This window comes from Pseudomonas arsenicoxydans (genome assembly GCF_900103875.1).
Taxonomy (GTDB): Bacteria; Pseudomonadota; Gammaproteobacteria; order Pseudomonadales; family Pseudomonadaceae; genus Aquipseudomonas; species Aquipseudomonas arsenicoxydans.
Map to the genome: position 1 here is coordinate 5,009,261 of NZ_LT629705.1, position 21,267 is coordinate 5,030,527.

Sequence of the window (21,267 nt, forward strand, 5' to 3'; positions counted from 1 at the left end):
TGGTGAATCATGTCCCTCATCAATTACGTCACCAAAATCCAGTTCGGCTACGACAGCCTGCAGCATCTGGCCGCCGAAGCCGAGCGCGCCGGGATTACCCGTCCGTTGATCGTCACTGACGTCGGCGTGCGCCGTGCCGGCATCGTCGACAAGGTCATCGCAGCCCTCGGCGCTGAGCGTACACCGACGATTTTCGACGCCACTCCGTCCAATCCCAACGAACACGCGGTGCGTGAAGCCGTCGAGCAATACCACCTGGGTGAGTGCAACGGCATCATCGCGGTGGGTGGCGGTTCTTCGATTGATCTGGCCAAAGGCGTCGCGGTTTGCGCCACTCACGACGGCCCTCTGCAAAGCTTTGCGGTGATCGAAGGCGGACTGGATCGCATTACCTCGGCCACCGCGCCGCTGATTGCCATTCCGACCACCGCAGGCACCGGAAGCGAAGTCGGCCGGGGCGCCATTCTGATCCTCGATGATGGCCGCAAGGTGGGCGTGATTTCGCCATATGTCGTGCCTCGCGTGGCCATCTGCGACCCGGAACTGACCCTGGGTTTGCCAGCGATGCTGACCGCCGCCACCGGCATGGACGCGATCGCCCATTGCATCGAGACGTTCATGGCGCCGGCCTTCAATCCTGCCGCCGACGGCATTGCCCTCGATGGCCTGTGGCGCGCGTGGGAACACATCGAGCGCGCCACCACCGAGCCCGGTGATCGCGAAGCCCGGATGAACATGATGAGTGCGTCGATGCAAGGCGCGCTGGCCTTCCAGAAAGGACTGGGCTGTGTGCACAGCTTGTCCCACGCCCTGGGCGGCATCAATCCGAAACTGCACCACGGCACGTTGAACGCGATTTTCCTGCCCGCCGTCGTCGACTTCAACGCCAACGCGCCCACCGTTCGCGACGAACGCAAGCTCGAACGCCTGCGCCATGCCATGGGCCTTGCGGCCGGCGCCAATATCGGTGAAGCCATCGAAGACATGACCCGACGCCTGGGCCTGCCAACGCGCCTGAGCGAGATCGGCGTCGACCCAAGCCTGTTCGCCGGCATTGTCGAAGGCGCCCTGCACGATCACAGCCACAAGACCAATCCCCGCGAAGCATCGCCCGCGGATTACCTGTCGATGCTCGAACAATCGCTGTAAGCAGCCGCTATCCAACAACAATAAATCAGGAGGCAACCGCAGCGTCGAACGCGATTCGACGCCAGCGGAACAATCATGAAGCCCACCGTCCTTATCGACCGGCAAGACAACCTTGCCATTGTCACCCTCAGTCATCCGGGAAAAATGAACGCCCTGACCTTGTCCATGTGGCAGGACCTGGGTGACGTCATGACCGAACTGGCCGCCGATACCAGCGTTCGCTGCGTGGTGTTGCGCGGCGCTGGCGAGCAAGCGTTTGCCGCCGGCGCCGATGTCGGTGAGTTTCCCGCTGTGCGCGCCAATCAGGCGCAAGCCCGGGTCTATGCCGACGTCACTTCCAGGGCCATGCGCGCGGTTGCCGACTGCCCTCACCCGGTGATCGCAATGATCCACGGCGTGTGCGTCGGCGGCGGCCTGGAAATCGCCGCACTGTGCGATCTGCGCATCTGCGGCACCTCCAGCCGCTTCGGCGCGCCGGTCGGCAAGCTGGGGCTGGTCATGTCCTATGACGAAATGGCCGGTCTGGTGGCATTGGCCGGACGTTCGACCACCCTGGAAATCCTTCTCGAAGGGCGGATTCTCGACGCCAACGACGCCTACGTGAAACACCTCGTGACCCGCGTCGTCGCTGATAGCGAGGTCGAATCCGAAACCCTCGCCACCGCCAGGCGCATCGCCAATGGCGCCCCCCTCGTCGCCCGCTGGCATCGCCAGGCTGCACGCCAGCTTGAGGCCGGCGTCGCGCCCACCGCCGAGCAGGTCGACAGCAGTTACAGCTGCTACGACACCGACGATTTTCAGATCGGCCTGAACGCTTTCATCGCGAAAGCCAAACCACAATTCAAGGGGAAATAACATGGGACCGCTGACAGGAATGCGCGTGGTAGAACTGGCTCACATCATGTCCGGCCCGGTGTGCGGCATGATGCTGGCCGACATGGGCGCCGACGTGGTGAAGGTCGAGAAAGTCCCGGACGGTGACGACTCGCGCCGCTTCTCGCCGATCATGGCCAGCGGTGAATCCGCTTCGTTCATGGTGGTCAACCGCAACAAGCGCGGCATTGGCCTGAACCTGAAAACCGAGGGCGGGCGCGACGTGTTGCGTCGCCTGTTGATGGACGCCGATGTGGTCACGGAAAACTATCGCGCCGGCACCATGGAGAAATTTGGCCTCGGTTACGAGACCTTGAAAACCCTCAACCCGGGGCTGATCTACTGCGCGATTTCCGGTTACGGCCGCAGCGGGCCGTTCGGCGAAAAAGGCGGTTTCGACCTGATCGCCCAAGGCATGAGCGGCATGATGAGCATGACCGGTGAAGCCGGGCGTGAGCCGGTCAAGGCCGGTTCGCCGGTGGCCGACATCAACTCCGGCATCCTCGCCGCCCTCGGCATCTGCGCAGCCTACGCGGCCAAACAGAAAACCGGTCTTGGGCAGATGGTCGACACCTCGCTGTTCGAAGCCGGTCTGCAACAGATGTACTGGCCGGCGGCCGCGTATTTCGCCGATGGCACCATTCTGCCGAAGATGGGTTCGGCCAACTCCACCAGCGCGCCATATCAGGTGTTCCGCACCGCAGACGGCTGGATCAACATTGGCGCCGCCAACCAGGCCAACTACGAACGACTGGTCGAAGCGCTCGCCGTGCCGCAACTCAAGGCCGACCCGCGCTTCGCCAGCAACGCGTTGCGCATGGAACATCGCCTGGCTCTGGTGGAAATCCTCAACGAAGTGCTGGTCGCGCGCACCACGGATGAATGGATGGTGCTGTTCGACAGCCTCGGCCTGCCTGCCGGGCCTGTGCTCGATATCGCCGCAGCGCTGGCACATCCGCAAACCAAGGCCCGCGGCATGGTCGTGGAAACCGAACACCCCACCGAAGGCCGGGTGCGCGGCATGGGCCTGCCGATCCACTTCTCCGACATGGACAACGCCGCGCCACCGACCAGTCGCCCTGCTCCACTGCTGGGCGAGCACACCCGTGAAGTGCTGAAGGAAAGTGGCTTTTCGGAAACCGAAATCGACGAGTTGATTCGATCCCGGGCGGTGGTAGCACTGGCGTCCTGACCCGTTACCCAAGCCTGAATCCATTATTAAAACAAAAACAACAAGGTGAACATCATGAGCCGTATCTTGACCGAGGCCGTCAGCCGCCGATCATTTCTAGTGTCTGCCGGCGTCACCGTGGGCGGTGCATTCGCCGCCAACCTGCTGCCTTCCAGCGTCTTCGCCGCGACCAAACCGATTGTGTTGCGCTACACCAGCAGCCTGCCCGACACCCATCCGTTGAATAAACAGATGAAGGCCGCGTCCGAAGCCATCAAGGCCGAAACCAACGGCGCCGTGGACCTGCAGGTGTACGCCAACGGCGCCATGGGCGGCGACACCGACATGTTGTCCCAGGTGCGTGCTGGCGCCATCGATTTCATTCCGCTGCCTGGCGCGATTCTCTCCACGCTGGTGCCGGCCATGTCGATTGAAAGCATGCCGTTCGCTTTCAAGGACTACGACAGTGTCTGGGCCGCGCTGGACGGCAAGCTGGGCGAGCACGTCCGGGCCAAGACCGAGAAAGTCGGCCTGATCCCGATGGAGAAAGTCTGGAACAACGGCTTCCGCCAGATCACCAGTTCGACGCGACCGATCAACACCCCGCAAGACCTCGCCGGTTTCAAACTGCGAGTGTTGGTCAGCCCGCTGTGGACCTCAATGTTCAGCGCCCTTGGCGCCTCCCCGACCGGCATCAGCATCAACGAGACCTACTCGGCGTTGCAGACCAAAGTCGTCGACGGCCAGGAAAACCCGTTGGTGGTGGTCGAGTCCGCGCGCTTCTATGAAGTGCAGAAATATTGCTCCTTGACCGACCATATCTGGGGTGGCTTCTGGATCGTCGCCTCGGGCAAGACCTTCCCGAAACTGCCCGCCGACGTACAGGAAATCGTCTCCCGCCAAATCAACGCCGCCGCGCTGGTGCAGCGTCAACAGGTCATCGACCTCAACGCCAGCCTGGAACCGTCCCTGACCGCCCACGGCATCACCTTCAACAAAGTCGACCGTTCGTTGTTCCGGGCTGACCTGCAATCCAAAGGTTTCTACACCCAATGGAAGGAAAAGTACGGCCCCGAAGCCTGGAGCTTGCTCGAGCAGTACGCGGGTCAACTGTCCTAAGCCGGAGACAAGGTCATGAAAAACCAACTACCCATGACGGATGTTTCTCCCGCTGAAGGACTCAGCCCACACCAGGCCACATTTCGTCTGGGCCGCGCACTCGACACCGGGTTGCGCTGGCTGACTGAAGGCAGCGCGGCGTTGCTGGTGGTTATCGAAGTCACGCTGCTGTTTTGCAATGTGTTCTCTCGCTACGTGCTCAATCAACCCATCGTCTGGGGAGATGAACTGGCCTCGCTGCTGTTTCTGTGGCTGGCGATGCTCGGTTCGGTAGTGGCGATGCGTCGCGGCGAGCACATGCGCCTGACCTCGTTTATCGGGCGCTTGCCGCTTGAGAAGCGCGCCTTTGTCGACACCTTGGGCGCGGTGATCGTCATCACGTTCATCGGGTTGCTGTTCACGCCGGCCTGGGAATACGTCAGTGACGAGTGGATCATCACCACGGCGGCCCTGGAAATCCCCAACGCTTTTCGCGTGTCGGCTATCGCGGTCGGTCTGAGCCTGATGCTGATGACCTGTGTCGCGCGGCTGCTGACCAGCGCCCGGCTGATCGATTTCTCGGTGTCGGTGGCGATGCTGGCCTCCCTGGCCGGGTTGTTGTGGGTGGCTGAAGGTTCTCTGCTGCTGATGGGCAACTGGAACCTGGTGGTCTTCTTCATGATCGGCGTAATGGCCATGATCGTCATCGGCGTGCCGATCATGGTCGCGTTCGGCCTGGCGACCGTGGCGTACCTGTCGACCATGACCAGCACGCCGCTGACCCTGGTGGTCGGGCGGATGGACGAGGGCATGGCGAGCCTGATTCTGCTGGCCATTCCGCTGTTCGTGTTCCTCGGTGCGTTGATTGAAGCGATGGGCATGGCCCGCGCAATGATCCACTTCCTCTGCTCGCTGATCGGCCATGTCCGTGGCGGCCTGTCTTATGTGCTGATCGGCGCGATCTACCTGATCTCCGGCATTTCCGGTTCCAAGGCTGCTGACATGGCGGCCATCGCCCCGGCGCTGTTTCCGGAAATGAAGAAACGCGGCGAGGATGAAAACGAACTGGTGGCGATGCTCAATGCCTCCGGTGCGATGTCGGAAACCATTCCGCCGAGCCTGGTACTGATCACCATCGGTTCGGTGACCGGGGTGTCGATTTCGGCCCTGTTCACCGGCGGTTTCATGCCGGCAGTGGTGGGCGCCATCGCGATGGCGGCGGTGATCTGGTGGAAAAACCGCAAAGGCGTGGTCACCACCGGCAAACGCGCCTCGGCCAAGGAAATCGGGCATGCGCTGCTGGTGGCGTTACCGGCCCTGGCCCTGCCCTTCGTGATCCGCACCGCCGTGGTCGAAGGGGTGGCCACCGCCACCGAAGTCGCCGCCATCGGCGTGGCCTACACCTTCATCGTCGGGTTGCTGTGCTACCGCTGCTTTGACTGGCGTCGGCTGTACCCGATCCTGGTCAGCACCGCGTCGCTGTCCGGCGCGATCCTGATCATCATCGGTAGTGCGACCGCCATGGCCTGGGCGTTGACCCAGTCGGGCTTCTCCCACCAATTGGCGCAAGTGATGTCGACCGTGCCCGGTGGCGCGCTGGGGTTCCTGATCATCTCCGCCGTGGCGTTCATCCTCCTGGGCAGTTTCCTGGAAGGCATCCCGGCCATCGTGCTGTTCGGGCCACTGCTGTTTCCGATTGCCAAGACCATGGGCATCAACGACGTGCATTACGCGATGGTCGCGATCTTCGCCATGGGCCTGGGCTTGTTCGCCCCACCGTTTGGCGTGGGTTTCTATGCCGCGTGCGCCATCGCCAAGGTCGACCCCAGCGGCGCCATGCGCCGGGTCTGGCCGTATCTGGGCGCGCTCGTTGTCGCCCTCGGGGTGCTGATCGCCGTGCCATGGATCTCCATCGGTTTCCTGCCCACCACCTGAATCACTCTTTGACTGTCAGCACTCAAATACGAGGTTTCTCATGAATTTCTCCACGCTCGAAGCAGGCACCGCCACCGAACGCAAACTGGTCGTCGACAAGGAACGCACCATCTCGTTTCTGGGCGAAGACTTGCGCATCTACGCCACGCCTCGCCTGGTGGACGACATCGAACTGACGTGCCTGGACTACCTGCTGACCTTCCTCGATGAGGGCGAAAACACCGTCGGGGCCGCGGTCGATATCCGCCACGTCGGCGCCACGCTGCTGGGCATGTCAGTCAGCATCGTCGCCACAATCACCCGCATCGAGGGGCGCAGCGTCACGTTCAACGTCGAGGTACGCGATGACGTCGAACTGGTCGCGACAGCAGCCCATACCCGGGTGGTGGTGAACGTCGCCAAACTGCGCAGCCGCGTGCAGGCCAAGGCTGATGCGGCCGCCGCCGGAGAAGTCGAAGACGGCGTGCTCAGCCCTTCACAATTCGCCGCCTCGCGCTGAACAAGGGCCCACGTCATGATCACGCTGCACGAACGCAATGGCCTGCCCAACCTTGCGGCCGAGGATGCGCTGCCGATTGTCGATGCTCACCACCACTTGTGGGACTTGGGCAACGGGCGTTATCCGTGGCTGCAGGATGAGTATCACGAAGATTTTTTCCTCGGCGACTATCGCAGCCTTTGCCGTGATTTCTTGCCGGAAGACTTTCTCGCCCTGACCGAAAAACAACGGTTGGTCGGCACGGTGCATGTCGAGGCGGAACGGGCCCGCGATGAGCAGGTGGCCGAGACACGCTGGCTGGAACAGGTGAATGCGCGTTACGGCTTCCCGAATGCCATCGTTGCCCATGCCTGGTTCGACCGTGAGGACAGCGCGCAGATTCTTGCGGCCCAGGCCGCCAGGCCGCTGGTCAAAGGCATTCGCTCCAAACCCGTCACGTCGCCATCGCCCGAAGTGTCGATTGCGGGCGCCAAGGGCACCATGCAGGACCCGAAATGGCTGGAAGGTTTTGCGCGCCTGGCCGATCACGACCTGTCGTGGGACTTGCGCGTGCCACCGTGGCATTTGGTCGAGGCCGCTGAAGTAGCGGCGATGTTTCCGCAGATCCGCATCGCGCTCAATCACACCGGTTTTGCCTGGGATCGCAGTCCGCAAGGCATGGCCCGGTGGCGCAAAGGTCTGGAAGCCCTGGCCCTGCAACCCAACGTGCACATCAAACTGTCGGAGTTCGGGTTGAAAGACTCGCCCTGGCACTACGACGACAACCGGATCGTGGTGCTGACCGCGCTGGAGATCTTCGGCCCCGAGCGCTGCATGTTCGCCAGCAACTTCCCGGTCGCCGGATTGCGCGCGTCCTACGACACGATTGCCGACGGCATGGCCGCGATGCTCGCGCCTCTGGGCCGGGCTGTACAAGAAGCCGTATTCGCCGGCAATGCACGACGTTTTTATCGTCTGGAGGAACAGCATGGATGACCGTGCACGCTTTCTGGCCAGTGGCGAGGATGCGGACTTGCCCATCGTCGACGCTCACCAGCATTACTTCGATATCGAACAGCATTACTACCCGTGGCTGAACGACCGGCCGTTGCGGCCTTTTCGCTACGGCGATTATTCGGCGATCTGCCGCAATTTTCTGCCCCAGGACTATCGCCGGCTGACAGGCCACCATCGCATCGTGCAGACGGTCGTCATCGAAGGTGAATGGGACCCCGCGACGCCCACCGATGAAGTGAGGTTCGTCGAGTCGCTGGCACACGACGAACCCACCCTGGCGGCAATGGTCGCGCAGGCCTGGCTCGATCGTGAAGACGCCTCGCAGCTCTTGCGCCAATACGGCGACCATCCGCTGGTACGCGGCGTACGCCACAAACCGGCGGTGACCAGCCTTGAAGCCTGGCGCGAAGATTTCGTCGCGCCAGGTTCGATGCGCGATCCGCGCTGGCGCGAGGGTTACGCCCAACTCGCTGCAAATGGCCTGCACTTCGAGTTGCAGGCGCCCTGGTGGCATCTGGCGGAAGCCGCCGAGTTGGCCAGGGACTTCCCGGACGTGACCCTCGTGGTCAATCACACGGCGCTGCCGGCGGATCGTTCGGAAGAAGGCTTGGCTGGCTGGCGGAAAAACCTCGCCTTGCTGGCACGGGAGCCGAATGTCGCGCTGAAGATTTCCGGCATCTGCATACCGGGCAAGGCGTGGCCCGTGGAGGCGAACCGGGTCGTGGTCAACGATGCGATTTCGATTGTCGACGTCAGCCGCTGCGCATTTGCCAGCAATTACCCGGTGGACGGCGTCGTCAACGGCATGAGCGAGATCTTCGATGGCTTCAAAACGATCACCCGCGACCGCTCCCCAACCGATCGGCTCGCCCTGTTTCATGACAACGCCCGGCGCATTTACCGGCTTGCTTGACCCTCATTGAACAGCCCTTCAGGAGTTCCCATGTTTGAAGTTTCAGGCCACAACTACATCGCCGGCGCGCGTTCCGCACAAGGTTCGACCACCTTGCAAAGTCACGACGCGCGCACCGGCGAAGCACTGCCGTATCACTTCCACCAGGCGACCGTGGATGAAGTGAACGCGGCCGCAGAAGCAGCGGCCACGGCTTACCCAATCTTCCGGCAGCTTTCAGCTGCACGCCGCGCGCAGTTTCTGGACGCCATTGCCACCGAGCTTGATGCGCTGGACGACACGTTCATTGCCCTGGTGTGCCAGGAAACCGCCCTGCCCGCCGGCCGCATTCAGGGGGAGCGCGCCCGCACCAGCGGCCAGATGCGCCTGTTCGCCACAATGCTGCGTCGCGGCGACTTCTATGGTGCGCGCATCGACCGTGCATTGCCGGACCGCCAACCGTTGCCGCGTCCCGACCTGCGCCAATACCGCACCGGACTCGGCCCGGTCGCGGTGTTCGGTGCCAGCAACTTCCCGCTGGCCTTCTCGACTGCCGGCGGCGACACCGCCTCGGCGCTGGCTGCGGGCTGCCCGGTGGTGTTCAAGGCCCACAGCGGCCACATGGCCACCGCCGATTACGTCACCGATGCAATCACCCGTGCCGCGCGCAAGACCGGCATGCCCGAAGGCATTTTCAGCCTGCTTTACGGCAGCGTCGGCGAGGCACTGGTCAAGCATCCGGCGATCCAGGCAGTCGGTTTCACCGGTTCGTTGCGCGGTGGTCGGACCTTGTGTGACATGGCGGCAGCACGCCCTCAACCGATCCCGGTGTTCGCCGAAATGAGCAGCATCAACCCTGTCGTGCTGATGCCCGACGCACTCAAGGTTCGCGGTGACAAGATTGCGGCCGACCTGAGCGCTTCCGTGGTGCTGGGTGCAGGTCAGTTCTGCACCAATCCCGGTCTGGTGCTGGGCATTCGTTCGCCCGAATTCAGCGCTTTCCTCGAACGCTTCAGCGCTTTGATGAGCGCACAACCGGCGCAAACCATGCTCAACAGCGGCGCCTTGAAAAGCTATTGCCATGGCCTCGACAACCTGCACACTCACCCCGGCATCACGCACCTGGCCGGCGCTGCGCAACAGGGCAATCAGGCGCAGCCGCAAGTGTTCAAGGCCAACGTCAGCCTGTTGATCAACGGTGACGAGTTGCTTCAGGAAGAAGTCTTCGGCCCGACCACCCTGATCGTCGAAGTCGCCGATCACGCCGAACTGCTCCAGGCCCTGCACGGTTTGCGCGGCCAATTGACCGCGACGCTGATGGTCGAAGATTCGGACGTCGCGACCCTGGGCGACATTCTGCCGCTGCTGGAACAGAAAGTCGGACGTGTGCTGTTCAACGGCTATCCGACTGGCGTGGAAGTCTGCGATGCCGTGGTCCACGGCGGTCCTTACCCGGCGACATCGGATTCGCGCGGCACCTCGGTCGGGACGTTGGCAATCGACCGCTTCCTGCGCCCCGTGTGTTACCAGAACTGCCCCGACAGCTTGTTGCCGGACGCCCTGAAGAATGCCAACCCGTTGAGCATTGCCCGACTGGTTGACGGCGTCAGTTGTCGCGATGCGCTGTAAATCGCGGCAACCCGGCTTCAACTAACACCGACGGTTAACAACAACTCCCGCGCCTGTGAACAACAGGCGCCGGATTCGCTCGTCCTGAAAACCGCTTCACCCCCACAACAACAAAAACAGAGGAAGTCTCATGCACGTTCAACTTCACCCGAAACACCGCGTTTGCAAATTGATGCTGGCCGTGGCCGCCGCCGTGATGATCAACACCACAGGCATGCAACTGGCCGCCGCTGAAACCACTCCCGCCGCGACGACAGCCCCCATGCAATGTGCCACTGAAGCCACACCGCGTTACACCAAGACCCCCACCGGCTACCTCATGGTCCTGCGCATGGGCGATAACGCCTTCAAGGAACTGACCAAACTGGCCATCGCCGAAAAAATCCCCAGCGCCTCCATCACCGGCATCGGCTTCGGCAATGTGAAGTTCGGTTTCTGGAACAAGGACAAGAAAGACTTCGACGCCAAGATCTTGAACAGCGTCGAGATGGCGAGCATCACCGGCTCCGTGGCATGGAAGAACGATCAGCCTTCGATCCATATGCACGGCGTCGCCGGTGACGCCACGTTCCAGGCATACGGCGGCCACATCCTTGACTTCGAGGTCACCACCGGCTCGATGGAAATCACCGTGATCGTCCATCAGCTTCGTCTGGAACGCGGCATTGACCCGTGCATCGGCGCCAACGTGCTGGGTATCTAACTCAAGCTGCACGCTCCCGCATGCCGTTTTCCTTGCCGGCATTCGCTGCGGCGGGAGCCACTCTCCCCTATTCAAACTACAAAAAAAGGGCGGTTTCGATGAGCAATAAAACCACGGCGATAACAGTTGCACTGGGCGCCATTGCATTGAGCACCCAGGCGCACGCCGACTTCCTGAGTGACAGCAAAGCCACCTTGGGATTGAGGAACTTCTATTTCAACAACGACAACCGCGACGGCACGGCCGCGCCTTCGAAAACCGAGGAATGGGCGCAGGGCTTCATGCTCGATTACAAGTCGGGCTATACCGATGGCACGGTCGGTTTTGGCGTTGATGCATTGGGCTTGATGGGGATCACGCTGGACAGTGGCAAAGGACGGCATGTCGGCAGTTCGATGATCCCTTCGGACAGCGACAACCGCGCCGTCGACGAGTGGAGCCGGCTGGGGTTGACCGGCAAGGTCAAGGTCTCGAAAACCGAATTGCGCCTGGGCACGCTGATGCCGAAGTTACCGATCCTGGTAGCCAACGACGGGCGCCTGCTGCCGCAAACCTTTGAAGGTGGCCAGGTCACCTCGGGCGAGTTCAAGGATTTGACCTTCACCGCCGGGCGAATCGAACACGCCACCGGTCGCGGTTCAACCGACCAGACGGGTTTGGCCGCCACCGGCGGCACCCGTGAAAGCAATGCGTTCGACTTCGCCGGCGGCGACTGGAAAATCACCAAGGACCTGACCGCGCAGTATTACTACGCCAACCTGGACGACTACTACACCCAACAGTTTTTCGGCTTGATCCACACACTGACGATCTCGGAAGGACAGTCGCTGAAAACCGACTTGCGCTACTTCAAGACCGATTCCTCCGGCAAAAACAGTTCGGGCACCTCGGGCTACAGGATCAGCGGCTTTACCAAAGGCAATGATGGCGAGATCGACAATAAAACCTGGAGCGCCGCGCTGATTTACACCGTGGGTGGCCACGGCATCACCGCCGGCTATCAAAGCGTTTCCAGTGGCAGCAACTTCACGCAGCTCAATCAGGGCAACCTGGCCGATAAAGGAGCTGGCGGCAGCAGTCTTTACCTGTACACCGACCGTCTGATTCAAACCTTCACCCGCGCGGGCGAGCGCACCGCCTTCGGTCAATACGCCTACGACTTCGCGGCCATGGGTGTACCCGGACTGAAAGCTTCCGTCATCTACCTGAGTGGGGACGATATCAAGACGACCTCGGGTGACTCCCAGAAGGAATGGGAGCGCGACATTGCCCTGGACTATGTGATTCAGTCCGGTTCGCTTAAAGGAGTCGGTTTTGGATGGCGCAACGGCAAGTCCAACAGCGAAGCGACGCGTGACCAGGATCAGAATCGCTTGATCGTGAGCTACAGCATTCCCTTGCTTTAACCATCCACGAACTGTGTAGGAGCTGTGTAGGAGCTGTCGAGTGAAACGAGGCTGCGATCTTTTGATCTTGCTTTTAAAGATCAAGATCAAAAGATCGCAGCCTCGTTTCTCTCGACAGCTCCTACAGGGTTATAGGTGGCTTTGGAGATTCGTTCTCTGGCAATAAACTGTCAATCAGCTGAACCCGTTTCTACTTCGCATAGAGCGAGTATGGGCGATTGATAAATCAGGATAAAAAAAAATAAATCAGGTTGGTCTGGTAGGTTTCACTGACCAGCATCCTCGCCTTGAACGTCAACTCCGGCACCGCCGCTGTCGAGGCATAGACGCGTGATGCGCTTGCGCGCATCGATGTCTTGCTCGAAGAAGCCGGTTCGTCCAGAAAGCAGATGCTGCAGACTACTATCTGGCTGGCTGACATGGCAGATTTCGAAGCGATGAAAGCCGTGTGGGATGCCTGGGTCCCAACGGGGCACGCGCCGGCTCGCGCCTGTGGTGAGGCGAAACTGGCGGACCCACGGTTATTGGTGGAAATCATCGTTTGCGCGGCGAAAGGCTGAGTTTTCCAGCAGACGCTTTTGAACGTATAACGCATCATCAGGGAACTCCTGACAGCCCCCATGCATCCTAAATTATGAGGTACTTCTTTTTTGCTTCACGCTTCAGAGGACTTTGCCATGCGCCGTCTGATCATCGTTTCATCATTCATATTGTGCTTACCCTTCGGTTCGGCCTTCGCCAAAGTGGATGCTGGCGATGTCGCCACCTCAGCCGGGGTTTCTGCGTCGCTGTACTCGACGTTCAAGGATCACAAACTGGCGATTCCCGCCCGTGATGATGCCTCCAGCTTCGTGGCCAGTGGCGGTACGATTCGTGGGGTGTACCTGGAATCGGTGTTGAATCAGATCCGCCAGGACAATCCCGGCCTCAAAGCCAGCGACGAAGAGTTGGCCAGAGCCATCCTCATTCAGGAAAGCACTGCTGGTCAGTAAGGATTGAAAAATGTAACGGTGGGGCTTGCGACACCTGGATAGTTTGCAGCCCTGCCCGGTTTCACCGCGGCAATGAACGCGCCCAGCCAGCGACCAGCTGTGCGCTGATGCTGACCCCGCCACACACCACAATCACCACGTCATGAGCCTGAGCAATCGCCGGATGGTCCAGATACGCGACGGCCAATGAAACACCGCATGCCGGCTCGACCAGTTGTCGCAGGTCGCTGGCATAACGCACCACGCCCATGATCGCCTCATCATCGCCGAGCACCACGCATTCGTAGGGAAACTCGCGAATGTGCTGCACAGGCCAGGCAGCCACTTGTGCAGCGCCAAGCGAAGTGGCCACTGTGTCGATTCGCGGCAATCTGACCGGATGGCCAGCCTTCATGGCAGCCGCAAAGGACGCCGCCCCCAGGGTTTCGCAGGCGACGATCCGGCAATCCCTGCGGTTGTGCCGCATCAATCCGGTCAGGATGCCCGACAGCAAACCGCCGCCGCCCACCGACGTCACGATCGCATCGACTTGAGGACAGTCCTCCAGGACTTCGTCGATCAGCGTGCTGTGCCCTTCCCACAACACGGGATGGTCAAACGCCGGCACGTATTGAGTATCCGAATCTTGGGAGAGTTCTTTCGCCCGTTGATTGGCCTCGTCCCAGACCTTGCCATGGACGATCACCTCGGCACCGGTTTTGCTGATCCGTGCGCGGGTGGTTTCAGGCGTGGTGTGCGGCACTACGATGCAGGCTTGCAACCCGAGGGCAGCGGCCGCCATGGCGGTGGCAAAACCAGCGTTGCCACCGGAAGGACAAACGACTTTGCGTTTCCCCTGCGCCTTGGCCTGACTGCACAACAGGCCCATGCCGCGCAATTTGAATGAGCCACTGGGTTGCAGGTTTTCCAGTTTGAGCCAGATACGTCGGGCCGGCGTCGACAAGCCCGGGTGCAGAATCAACGGCGTTCTGATGTGCAGCATTTTGCGCTCCCTAGGGCAACACCGACCTGTCGGAATTTTCGACACGTCGGTGTGAATGGTCCTTATTCAAGCTTAGTTCACCTTGTCCCCAAGGTTACCGTCTACCGATAGCGCGGCGCCACCGACGAGTGGCCAAACGACCCGGACAGCACTTGGCGCTGGCTTTCGTAGGTATCCCACTTGTCGCCCTCGTGCAAACTCGGGATCGTCACCACTTCCCCTCTCGCCAGCCCCAACAACGCGGCGTCGACCATATCTTCGGCGGACATGACGATCTCTTGCGGCAGGTTTTCCACCGGGTTGCCGGCTTCGCTCCAGAAGTTGGTGGCGGTAGCGCCGGGCAGCACGGCCTGAACATGAACGCCCTTGTCGGCCAGTTCGTGGTGCATTGACTGGCTCAATCCCAAGACAAAGGCCTTGGTCCCACCGTAGACGCCGTTGAGGATTTCCGGGGCGATCGCGACGATCGAGGCGATGTTGATCACGGTGCCGGTGCCGCGCGCCACAAATCCAGGGGCCACGGCATAAGATAAACGCATGAGCGCGGTGACATTGAGCGTGACCATGTCCTCCATGTCATCCACCGGACTGCCGAGCAACGGCATGACGCCGCCAACGCCGGCATTGTTGACCAGCAATGTGATGCTCGCGTCATTGCGCAGAATGCTTTCGACCTTAATCAGGTCAGCCTTTTGCTTAAGGTCGGCGGTGACCACTTCGATGGCGCGGCCGGTTTCGTTGCTCAGGTGGTTGGCCAGCGCGTTGAGCTTTGCCTGGCTGCGGGCTACCAGAATCAGGTCGTAACCCTGGCGGGCGAGCCGGTCGGCATAGACCGCGCCGATGCCCGAAGAAGCGCCAGTAATCAATGCAGTGCCTTTGGATGAGAGGGCCATGTTCAATTTCCTTCACAGTGAGGCGATAAGGTCGCCGGGTGTGAACTGTTATAAATTGACTTACGCGCGTCTCAAATGACGTTTAAAGTACGTTTTTCGGACATGACCGTTTGAGGGCATCATCGATGACATCCGTGGCGTTCGTGGTTTTCGAGGGTTTTCAGTCCATGGCGCTGGCCGCCATGCCCGTGTTCGAGTACGCCAACTTCAGCGCCGGCGAAGCGCTGTATGACGTGAGCGTGATTTCTGAGGACGGCCGCACGTTGCGCGCGTCCGGCGGTTTGAGCGTCGGGACCCAGGCGTTCGATGAGCGGGTGTTCGACACGGTAATCGTGGTCGGTGGTGACAGCATCCTCGAACAGGCACCCGAAGGCGTGCTGGCCTACTTGCGCGCCAGCGTGAAAACCGCACGGCGTACCGCCTCGATTTGTTCGGGGGCATTCGTGCTGGCCCAGGCCGGGCTGCTCGATGGACGACGCGCCACCACGCATTGGGCTTACGCGCGGGAACTGCAAGCGCGGTTTCCCTCGATCAAGGTCGAAGAGGACCGCATTTACGTGGTCGACGGTGCCCTCTGGACCTCGGCAGGCATGACCGCCGGCATCGACCTAGCGCTGGCGATGGTCGAAAAGGACCACGGTGCCGAACTGGCCCGCGCCGTCGCGCAAAAACTGGTGATGTACCAGCGCCGTGGCGGTGGCCAGTCACAGCATTCGGCGCTGCTGGAACTGGCGCCAAAATCCGACCGTATCCAGACCGTCCTCGGCTACGCCCGGGAACACTTGGCGTCACCGTTATCGGTGGAGCAACTGGCGGAAGTCGCGCGACTGAGTCCTCGGCAATTCAGCCGGACCTTTCGCGCCGAGACCGGCCAGTCCCCGGCCAAGGCCATCGAAAATCTGCGCCTGGAATCGGCGCGACAACTGCTCGAACACGGGCGCCTGACCCTCGATCAAATCGCCACCGAGTCCGGGTTCACTGACCGTCGTCGCATGCGCGAAGCCTTCCTGCGCGCGTTTGGTCAGCCGCCGCAGGTGATTCGGCGCAACGCCAGGTCGCGGATGACGGCGTGATTCCAGGTGAGCAGGCTGCGCCGACGAATCAGCCTGACCATCTACACTCAAGGAGTCGGTGCAACCCGGAAGGATGCCCATGAAAATCTCGCCCAAACTGGCGTTTTTCGCCATCGTCTCCACCCTCGCCTACCTGGGTCTCGCGATCTGGGGGCTGGGCGGATTTGCGGCGTTTTTCGCGCACACGCCGCTGGTGGTCATTGTCCTCGCCACCTTGGCGATGGCCATTGCCTCGCTGTTCACCGAGGTCAATCTGAGTTCCGGCGAACGCGAGGACCGGGGCAATCGTTGGGTGCTGCCGGCGTTCGGGGTGATCGGGTTGTTGAGTGGTTACCTGCCGGCCTATACCGACCGGATCGACTTCTGGACCTTCGGTGGCGAGGGCGTGCGCTGGCTGGGGGCATTGCTGTTTATCGTTGGCGGCGCGCTGCGAATATGGCCGGTGTTTGTGCTGGGCAGGCGTTTTAGCGGGCTGGTGGCGATTCAACCGGGGCACCGTCTGGTCACCGACGGCATCTACCGGCGTTTGCGCAACCCCAGTTACTTGGGAATGCTGGTGATCGCCGTGGGCTGGGCCCTGGGATTTCGCTCGACCGTCGGACTGCTGCTGGCGGCGCTGACGGTGATTCCACTGATTGCCCGCATTCACTCGGAAGAGGCGCTGCTAAGGGCGCAATTCGGCAGTGAATACGAGGCTTATTGCGCGCGAAGCTGGCGGTTGATTCCCGGAATTTATTGAAAATCCCGACCCCACATTTAGAGTTGCGTCAGGCAGATTTTCCCGTCGGGTTCTACTTGCGCGGTCACCCGGTCATAACCGGCTAACGTGGCATGTCGCGTCTGGATCGGATGCTCATGTGTCGCGGTGATAATTACAAGGTCTGCCCCGGCAGCTTCCGCCGCCAGAATGCCCACGGCGGCGTCTTCGAAGATCAGACAATCGTTGACCTGAAAACCTAGCCGTCCAGCGGCCAATCGATAGCCCGAAGGATCCGGTTTACCGGCGCTGACGTCTTCGGCGGTGACCATCACGTCAGGCTCGGGAATCCCCGCGGCGGCCATTCGGCGCAAGGCCAGCGCTCTCGGTGCCGACGTGACAATCGCCCATTGATTCGCTGGCAAGCCGCTCAGGAAGTTCGCCGCGCCGGACACCTCGACAATCCCCTCGACGTCATCGATTTCCGCTTCGGTTATCCAGTTGGCTTCGGCCTCGGCATCCACTGCCGGCAAGGCCAGACGATTGATGGTGTCGATGGCGCGGGCGCCGTGAATGGTCGGCAGGAAAGATTCGACGTCCACCCCGTGGCGCAAGGCCCAGGTTGTCCAGATCCGCTCGGCGGCGGCGATGGAGTTGAGGACGGTGCCATCCATATCAAATAGAAAAGCACGATACGGCGTATTCAAAATGCAATCGTGAGCAGACAAGGAGGCGCTTCCTCTCGCAGGAGCCAGGACGGGTTCGCCGAGCAATGTAGCACTTGCAAAGAGACAGCGACGTATCAGCCGACCGTTTTGGACTTCAAGGCCACGTCTACGCAATCCAGCAATTGCCCGATCGCCCAGGGTTTCTTGATGAATGTGACCGGATGCTTCACCCCGGATGTTTCGGGGGTTTCGAAACCGGACATGATCATGATCGGCGTCTGCGGCCAGCGATCCCCGCACAGATTGGCCAGTGCCGCACCGTTGATTTTCCCTGGCATGGTGATGTCGGTCAGTAGCAGTGAGACGCCGTCGGCATGCTCCTCCAGATACAGGGACGCAGCGTCTGCGCTGGTTTGCGGTTCAACCTTGAAACCCTCCTCCTGAAGAATTTCGCAGAGAAACTCCAGGATCAACGGGTCATCCTCGACCACCAGAATCAACCTTTCTGGAAGGTGCTCGCCCGCCTTCGATACTGGACACATGACTTCGTCACTCCCTGATTGCACAAATGATTTCGCGGACTCAAATCCGCTACCTACAGGTATGAGCAGCGGACTCGACGGAAATTCACTTTTGATACAGGACTGCGACAAAATGAGGCGCCTTGCAGTCTGCTTCGGCGCCTTAATTCCCTGTTTAGGCCCGCAGGGACGGTTTTCGGGTCAGTACGAGGGGGTTTCTTTTTTCATGGTGTCCTTGGACATCGCATCCTTTTTCATCGTGTCTTTGCTCATGGCGTCCTTGGACATGGTGTCTTTCTTCATTGTGTCCTTGGACATGGCGTCCTTTTTCATCGTGTTTTTCTGCATGGCATCCTTGGACATTGCGTCTTTGCTCATGCTGTCGTTGCTCATGCTGTCGTTGCTCATGCTGTTATTAGTCGTCGCATCGGCGGCGAAAACACTGGCGGCACCCACGGCGAGGCACATGGAAAGTACAACGGTGGTTAGCTTTTTCATGATGAGGCTCCAGAAGCACAGGTTGCGATTGAGCGCAGCACAAGCTGCGCGATGAAATGACCAGGGCCGTCAGCTACCGCCAAACCAGTTGTAGCCCTGGTCTTCCCAGTAGCCACCCGGATAGGTGTTGGTGACGAAAATGGCCTGAATGTGTTTGGGATTTTTGTAGCCCAGCTTGGTGGGCATGCGCAGCTTCATCGGGAAGCCGTACTGGCGCGGCAGGACGGCGCCGTCATAGGTCAGCGTCAGCAAGGTTTGCGAATGCAACGCGGTGGCCATGTCGATGCTGGTGTAGTAATCGTCAGCGCACTTGAAGCCGACATATCTGGCGTCCGTGTCGGCACCGACCCGCTTCAGGAAGTCGCTGAAACGCACGCCACCCCAGCGCCCAATCGCGCTCCAGCCTTCGACGCAGATGTGCCGGGTGATCTGGTCGGTCTGGGGCATGGCCCGCAGTTCTTCGAGGCGCCAGCTACGTTTGTCCGCGACCAGGCCGGTGACTTCCAGTCGATAACTCTCCTCCTCCACGGTCGGCGCCTCTTCGACACTGTAAAAGGCATTGAAGGGAAACGGCCGGGTGATCATCGACTCGGGGTAGGTCGGCGCCAGCGCATTGGGGTTGAACAACCAGCCCTGCACCCGATCATTGATACGGGACATGTATGACAGCGCGGTCTCGACGCTTTCGTTGTCGGTGATGTCACAGCCGGACAACAGGGCCACGCCACCAAGGGTCAGGCCGCGTAGCAGGAACGAGCGACGTGAACGGTCTTCGATCTGCGGGGCAATGATTTTACGGGCCTCGGACAGAATGGAGGACTCGTCCAGTCCTGAGCCTTCGATGCGCTTTTTCATACAGGCTCCTTATGACCGGCGATCATGGCCCACAACGTTTTAGGAACCACCGCGACCATCACCAGATGAACCGCGACGAAAGCCACCAGCAGCGACATCGCGATGAAATGCACATGCCGCGCCGTGTCGTACCCGCCCAGCAGTTCACGCAACAGCGGGAACTGGACGGACTTCCACAGCACCAGCCCGGACAGCACCAGCAGCGTGATGTCGACCATCACGAACAGGTACGCCACACGTTGCACCTGGTTGTAATGACTCAGATCGGCATGACCCAACCGACCGCGCAAGGCTGCCCACAGGTCATGCAGGATTCCTTTGGGTGACACCGGAAAAAAGCGCCGTGACAGACGTCCACTGGTGATATTGATGATCAGATAGACAAGGCCGTTGATGGCCAACAACCACATGGCTGCAAAATGCCATTGCAAGGCGCCCCCCAGCCAGCCGCCCAGCGTGATGGCCTTGGGAAAACTGAAATCGTAAAGCGGGGAAGCGTTGTAGATGCGCCATCCGCTGGTGACCATGACCAGCACTGCCAGGGCGTTCAGCCAATGGGTCAGTCGCAGCCAGCGAGGATGCGTGCTGACTGTGGGTGAAGCAGTTAACTTCGACATGTCGGGCTCCCGGTGGCTGTTGTTATTGGTTGGAGCCGATTATGCGAGCCGACTGTTCGCCAAATCCTCACGCAAAGTTAAATTAAACGTGATAACTCTCGATGCCCGACTGCGGTGCTCGCGCCGCAATTGTGGTTAAAATGCCGCCCCCTAAAATTGCCGACGCTGCCCGATGAACTCAGATGCCCTCTCCACCTTGCACAACCATTTGCTGACAGCGCTGGCAGCGGCTCCCGCGGAAACCCGCCGGCTGTTTCACGGCCGTGGCCGATGCTGGCCGGGGCTGGAGCAATTGACGGTCGACTGGCTGCAGGGCGTGGTGCTGGTGTCGCTGTTCAAGGAACCTGAGGCAACGCAGCTGGAAGCCTTGAAACGCGTGCTGATGGACATCACCCAGTCGCCGGAATGGAAACAATCCGGCGCGCAAACCCTGCTGCTGCAACACCGTTACCTGCTGCAAAGCACCACCGAATGGTTGCTGGGGGACGCGATCGAGGAAATGACCATCACCGAAGGTGGCCTGCGCTATCGCGTCGACCTGGGCCGCAAGCAGAACACCGGGCTGTTCCTCGACATGCGCTATGGCCGTGATTGGGTGCGGGCCAATGCCGAGGGCAAACGGGTGTTGAATCTGTTTGCCTACACGTGCGGTTTTTCGGTGGCGGCCATCGAGGGTGGCGCCGAACACGTGGTCAATCTGGACATGTCCAGCCCGGCCCTGAACCGTGGCCGCGACAATCATCGGCTCAACGGCCACGACATGAGCAAGGTGACTTTTCTCGGCCACGACCTGTTCAAGTCCTGGGGCAAGGTGATTGGCAAAGGCCCTTACGATCTGGTGATCATCGACCCGCCGTCCTTCCAGAAAGGCAGTTTTCTGCTGACCAAGGATTACCAGCGTGTGCTGCGCCGACTGCCGGAATTGCTCAGCCCCGAAGGCACCGTGCTGGCATGCATGAATGACCCGGCGTTCGGTGCCGACTTCTTGATCGAGGGTGTCGAGCGAGAAGCGCCGAGCCTGCGTTTCGTGCAACGGCTGGAGAATCCGCCGGAGTTTCCGGACGCTGATATTGAATGCGGGTTGAAGGCGTTGGTGTTCAAGTTGGGAGCCTGAGTGCTC

22 protein-coding genes and 1 pseudogene are annotated in these 21,267 nt (G+C 60.7%); 16 read left to right on the plus strand and 7 right to left on the minus strand.

From position 1 onward, the window contains the following. Positions 1-9: 9 nt before the first annotated feature. The 13 genes and pseudogenes from BLQ41_RS23310 to BLQ41_RS23370 all read left to right on the plus strand — a co-directional run bounded on the left by BLQ41_RS23310 (position 10) and on the right by BLQ41_RS23370 (position 13,343). The gene (locus BLQ41_RS23310) at positions 10-1,149 is read left to right on the plus strand and encodes an iron-containing alcohol dehydrogenase (protein WP_090184967.1); all 1,140 of its coding nucleotides are present in this window, start codon (positions 10-12) and stop codon (positions 1,147-1,149) included. 75 nt (positions 1,150-1,224) lie between these two features. Next, positions 1,225-2,004 carry an enoyl-CoA hydratase-related protein gene (locus BLQ41_RS23315; protein WP_090184970.1) on the plus strand — a complete coding sequence of 260 codons (780 nt, stop codon included), beginning with the start codon at positions 1,225-1,227 and terminating at the stop codon, positions 2,002-2,004. A 1-nt stretch (position 2,005) separates the two neighbouring features. Then, positions 2,006-3,214: a CaiB/BaiF CoA transferase family protein gene (locus BLQ41_RS23320; protein WP_090184972.1), complete on the plus strand. Its 1,209-nt coding sequence runs from the start codon at positions 2,006-2,008 to the stop codon at positions 3,212-3,214. A 54-nt stretch (positions 3,215-3,268) separates the two neighbouring features. Continuing rightward, a complete protein-coding gene (locus BLQ41_RS23325) occupies positions 3,269-4,312 on the plus strand; it encodes a TRAP transporter substrate-binding protein (RefSeq protein ID WP_090184975.1) in 1,044 nt (347 codons plus the stop codon). A gap of 15 nt (positions 4,313-4,327) precedes the next feature. Next, entirely contained in the window at positions 4,328-6,226 is a 1,899-nt protein-coding gene (locus tag BLQ41_RS23330) for a TRAP transporter large permease (protein WP_090184977.1), read from the plus strand. 40 nt (positions 6,227-6,266) lie between these two features. Beyond that, positions 6,267-6,725 (plus strand): thioesterase family protein, encoded by a 459-nt coding sequence (locus BLQ41_RS23335; RefSeq protein ID WP_090184981.1) that lies wholly within the window; start codon positions 6,267-6,269, stop codon positions 6,723-6,725. A 15-nt stretch (positions 6,726-6,740) separates the two neighbouring features. Next, positions 6,741-7,700 carry an amidohydrolase family protein gene (locus BLQ41_RS23340; RefSeq protein WP_090184984.1) on the plus strand — a complete coding sequence of 320 codons (960 nt, stop codon included), beginning with the start codon at positions 6,741-6,743 and terminating at the stop codon, positions 7,698-7,700. Continuing rightward, positions 7,693-8,634 carry an amidohydrolase family protein gene (locus BLQ41_RS23345; RefSeq protein WP_231997058.1) on the plus strand — a complete coding sequence of 314 codons (942 nt, stop codon included), beginning with the start codon at positions 7,693-7,695 and terminating at the stop codon, positions 8,632-8,634. The genes BLQ41_RS23340 and BLQ41_RS23345 overlap by 8 nt, the downstream gene beginning before the upstream one ends. Before the next feature lie 30 nt (positions 8,635-8,664). Next, entirely contained in the window at positions 8,665-10,242 is a 1,578-nt protein-coding gene (locus BLQ41_RS23350; protein ID WP_090184988.1) for an aldehyde dehydrogenase (NADP(+)), read from the plus strand. A gap of 130 nt (positions 10,243-10,372) precedes the next feature. Beyond that, on the plus strand, positions 10,373-10,945 hold the full coding sequence (locus BLQ41_RS23355) for a PPC domain-containing DNA-binding protein (RefSeq protein ID WP_090184992.1): 573 nt from the start codon (positions 10,373-10,375) through the stop codon (positions 10,943-10,945). 98 nt (positions 10,946-11,043) lie between these two features. Beyond that, entirely contained in the window at positions 11,044-12,351 is a 1,308-nt protein-coding gene (locus tag BLQ41_RS23360; RefSeq protein WP_090184995.1) for an OprD family porin, read from the plus strand. Positions 12,352-12,677: 326 nt separating this feature from the next. After that, a pseudogene (locus BLQ41_RS23365) lies at positions 12,678-12,911 on the plus strand (RidA family protein); the annotation flags it as partial. 117 nt (positions 12,912-13,028) lie between these two features. After that, on the plus strand, positions 13,029-13,343 hold the full coding sequence (locus tag BLQ41_RS23370; protein WP_090185000.1) for a DUF2388 domain-containing protein: 315 nt from the start codon (positions 13,029-13,031) through the stop codon (positions 13,341-13,343). A gap of 61 nt (positions 13,344-13,404) precedes the next feature. Here the strand turns inward: BLQ41_RS23370 and BLQ41_RS23375 are convergent, their stop codons facing one another. Then, positions 13,405-14,325: a pyridoxal-phosphate dependent enzyme gene (locus tag BLQ41_RS23375; protein WP_090185003.1), complete on the minus strand. Its 921-nt coding sequence runs from the start codon at positions 14,323-14,325 to the stop codon at positions 13,405-13,407. Between the two features lie 101 nt (positions 14,326-14,426). Beyond that, complete coding sequence (locus BLQ41_RS23380) at positions 14,427-15,218, minus strand: SDR family NAD(P)-dependent oxidoreductase (RefSeq protein ID WP_090185006.1); 792 nt, start codon at positions 15,216-15,218, stop codon at positions 14,427-14,429. 125 nt (positions 15,219-15,343) lie between these two features. On the opposite strand from BLQ41_RS23380, the gene BLQ41_RS23385 reads away from it, so the two are divergent. Further along, positions 15,344-16,291 (plus strand): GlxA family transcriptional regulator, encoded by a 948-nt coding sequence (locus BLQ41_RS23385; RefSeq protein ID WP_090185009.1) that lies wholly within the window; start codon positions 15,344-15,346, stop codon positions 16,289-16,291. Positions 16,292-16,370: 79 nt separating this feature from the next. Beyond that, on the plus strand, positions 16,371-17,030 hold the full coding sequence (locus BLQ41_RS23390; protein ID WP_090185012.1) for a methyltransferase family protein: 660 nt from the start codon (positions 16,371-16,373) through the stop codon (positions 17,028-17,030). A gap of 17 nt (positions 17,031-17,047) precedes the next feature. Here BLQ41_RS23390 and BLQ41_RS23395 read toward each other — a convergent pair whose 3' ends face one another. The 5 genes from BLQ41_RS23395 to BLQ41_RS23415 all read right to left on the minus strand — a co-directional run bounded on the left by BLQ41_RS23395 (position 17,048) and on the right by BLQ41_RS23415 (position 20,147). Then, the gene (locus tag BLQ41_RS23395) at positions 17,048-17,716 is read right to left on the minus strand and encodes an HAD-IA family hydrolase (RefSeq protein WP_090185015.1); all 669 of its coding nucleotides are present in this window, start codon (positions 17,714-17,716) and stop codon (positions 17,048-17,050) included. Between the two features lie 74 nt (positions 17,717-17,790). Then, complete coding sequence (locus BLQ41_RS23400; protein WP_090185018.1) at positions 17,791-18,198, minus strand: response regulator; 408 nt, start codon at positions 18,196-18,198, stop codon at positions 17,791-17,793. 180 nt (positions 18,199-18,378) lie between these two features. Further along, positions 18,379-18,675 carry a pentapeptide MXKDX repeat protein gene (locus tag BLQ41_RS23405; RefSeq protein WP_090185021.1) on the minus strand — a complete coding sequence of 99 codons (297 nt, stop codon included), beginning with the start codon at positions 18,673-18,675 and terminating at the stop codon, positions 18,379-18,381. Positions 18,676-18,744: 69 nt separating this feature from the next. Beyond that, on the minus strand, positions 18,745-19,530 hold the full coding sequence (locus BLQ41_RS23410) for a molybdopterin-dependent oxidoreductase (protein WP_090185024.1): 786 nt from the start codon (positions 19,528-19,530) through the stop codon (positions 18,745-18,747). Next, entirely contained in the window at positions 19,527-20,147 is a 621-nt protein-coding gene (locus BLQ41_RS23415) for a cytochrome b/b6 domain-containing protein (RefSeq protein ID WP_090185027.1), read from the minus strand. The genes BLQ41_RS23410 and BLQ41_RS23415 overlap by 4 nt, the downstream gene beginning before the upstream one ends. A gap of 172 nt (positions 20,148-20,319) precedes the next feature. Between BLQ41_RS23415 and BLQ41_RS23420 the strand changes: the two genes are divergently transcribed. Further along, positions 20,320-21,261, plus strand: coding sequence for a class I SAM-dependent methyltransferase (locus BLQ41_RS23420; RefSeq protein ID WP_090185029.1), 942 nt, complete (start codon positions 20,320-20,322; stop codon positions 21,259-21,261). Positions 21,262-21,267: the final 6 nt, after the last annotated feature.

Bases quoted from the DNA above. Each gene is read 5' to 3' on its own strand.
- BLQ41_RS23345 (WP_231997058.1), top strand. From the start codon at position 7,693: ATGGATGACCGTGCACGCTTTCTGGCCAGTGGCGAGGATGCGGACTTG.
- BLQ41_RS23370 (WP_090185000.1), top strand. From the start codon at position 13,029: ATGCGCCGTCTGATCATCGTTTCATCATTCATATTGTGCTTACCCTTC.
- BLQ41_RS23385 (WP_090185009.1), top strand. From the start codon at position 15,344: ATGACATCCGTGGCGTTCGTGGTTTTCGAGGGTTTTCAGTCCATGGCG.
- BLQ41_RS23315 (WP_090184970.1), top strand. From the start codon at position 1,225: ATGAAGCCCACCGTCCTTATCGACCGGCAAGACAACCTTGCCATTGTC.
- BLQ41_RS23360 (WP_090184995.1), top strand. From the start codon at position 11,044: ATGAGCAATAAAACCACGGCGATAACAGTTGCACTGGGCGCCATTGCA.
- BLQ41_RS23390 (WP_090185012.1), top strand. From the start codon at position 16,371: ATGAAAATCTCGCCCAAACTGGCGTTTTTCGCCATCGTCTCCACCCTC.
- BLQ41_RS23355 (WP_090184992.1), top strand. From the start codon at position 10,373: ATGCACGTTCAACTTCACCCGAAACACCGCGTTTGCAAATTGATGCTG.
- BLQ41_RS23415 (WP_090185027.1), bottom strand. From the start codon at position 20,147: ATGTCGAAGTTAACTGCTTCACCCACAGTCAGCACGCATCCTCGCTGG.
- BLQ41_RS23410 (WP_090185024.1), bottom strand. From the start codon at position 19,530: ATGAAAAAGCGCATCGAAGGCTCAGGACTGGACGAGTCCTCCATTCTG.
- BLQ41_RS23380 (WP_090185006.1), bottom strand. From the start codon at position 15,218: ATGGCCCTCTCATCCAAAGGCACTGCATTGATTACTGGCGCTTCTTCG.
- BLQ41_RS23405 (WP_090185021.1), bottom strand. From the start codon at position 18,675: ATGAAAAAGCTAACCACCGTTGTACTTTCCATGTGCCTCGCCGTGGGT.
- BLQ41_RS23325 (WP_090184975.1), top strand. From the start codon at position 3,269: ATGAGCCGTATCTTGACCGAGGCCGTCAGCCGCCGATCATTTCTAGTG.
- BLQ41_RS23420 (WP_090185029.1), top strand. From the start codon at position 20,320: ATGAACTCAGATGCCCTCTCCACCTTGCACAACCATTTGCTGACAGCG.
- BLQ41_RS23375 (WP_090185003.1), bottom strand. From the start codon at position 14,325: ATGCTGCACATCAGAACGCCGTTGATTCTGCACCCGGGCTTGTCGACG.
- BLQ41_RS23340 (WP_090184984.1), top strand. From the start codon at position 6,741: ATGATCACGCTGCACGAACGCAATGGCCTGCCCAACCTTGCGGCCGAG.
- BLQ41_RS23350 (WP_090184988.1), top strand. From the start codon at position 8,665: ATGTTTGAAGTTTCAGGCCACAACTACATCGCCGGCGCGCGTTCCGCA.
- BLQ41_RS23330 (WP_090184977.1), top strand. From the start codon at position 4,328: ATGAAAAACCAACTACCCATGACGGATGTTTCTCCCGCTGAAGGACTC.
- BLQ41_RS23310 (WP_090184967.1), top strand. From the start codon at position 10: ATGTCCCTCATCAATTACGTCACCAAAATCCAGTTCGGCTACGACAGC.
- BLQ41_RS23320 (WP_090184972.1), top strand. From the start codon at position 2,006: ATGGGACCGCTGACAGGAATGCGCGTGGTAGAACTGGCTCACATCATG.
- BLQ41_RS23335 (WP_090184981.1), top strand. From the start codon at position 6,267: ATGAATTTCTCCACGCTCGAAGCAGGCACCGCCACCGAACGCAAACTG.
- BLQ41_RS23400 (WP_090185018.1), bottom strand. From the start codon at position 18,198: ATGTGTCCAGTATCGAAGGCGGGCGAGCACCTTCCAGAAAGGTTGATT.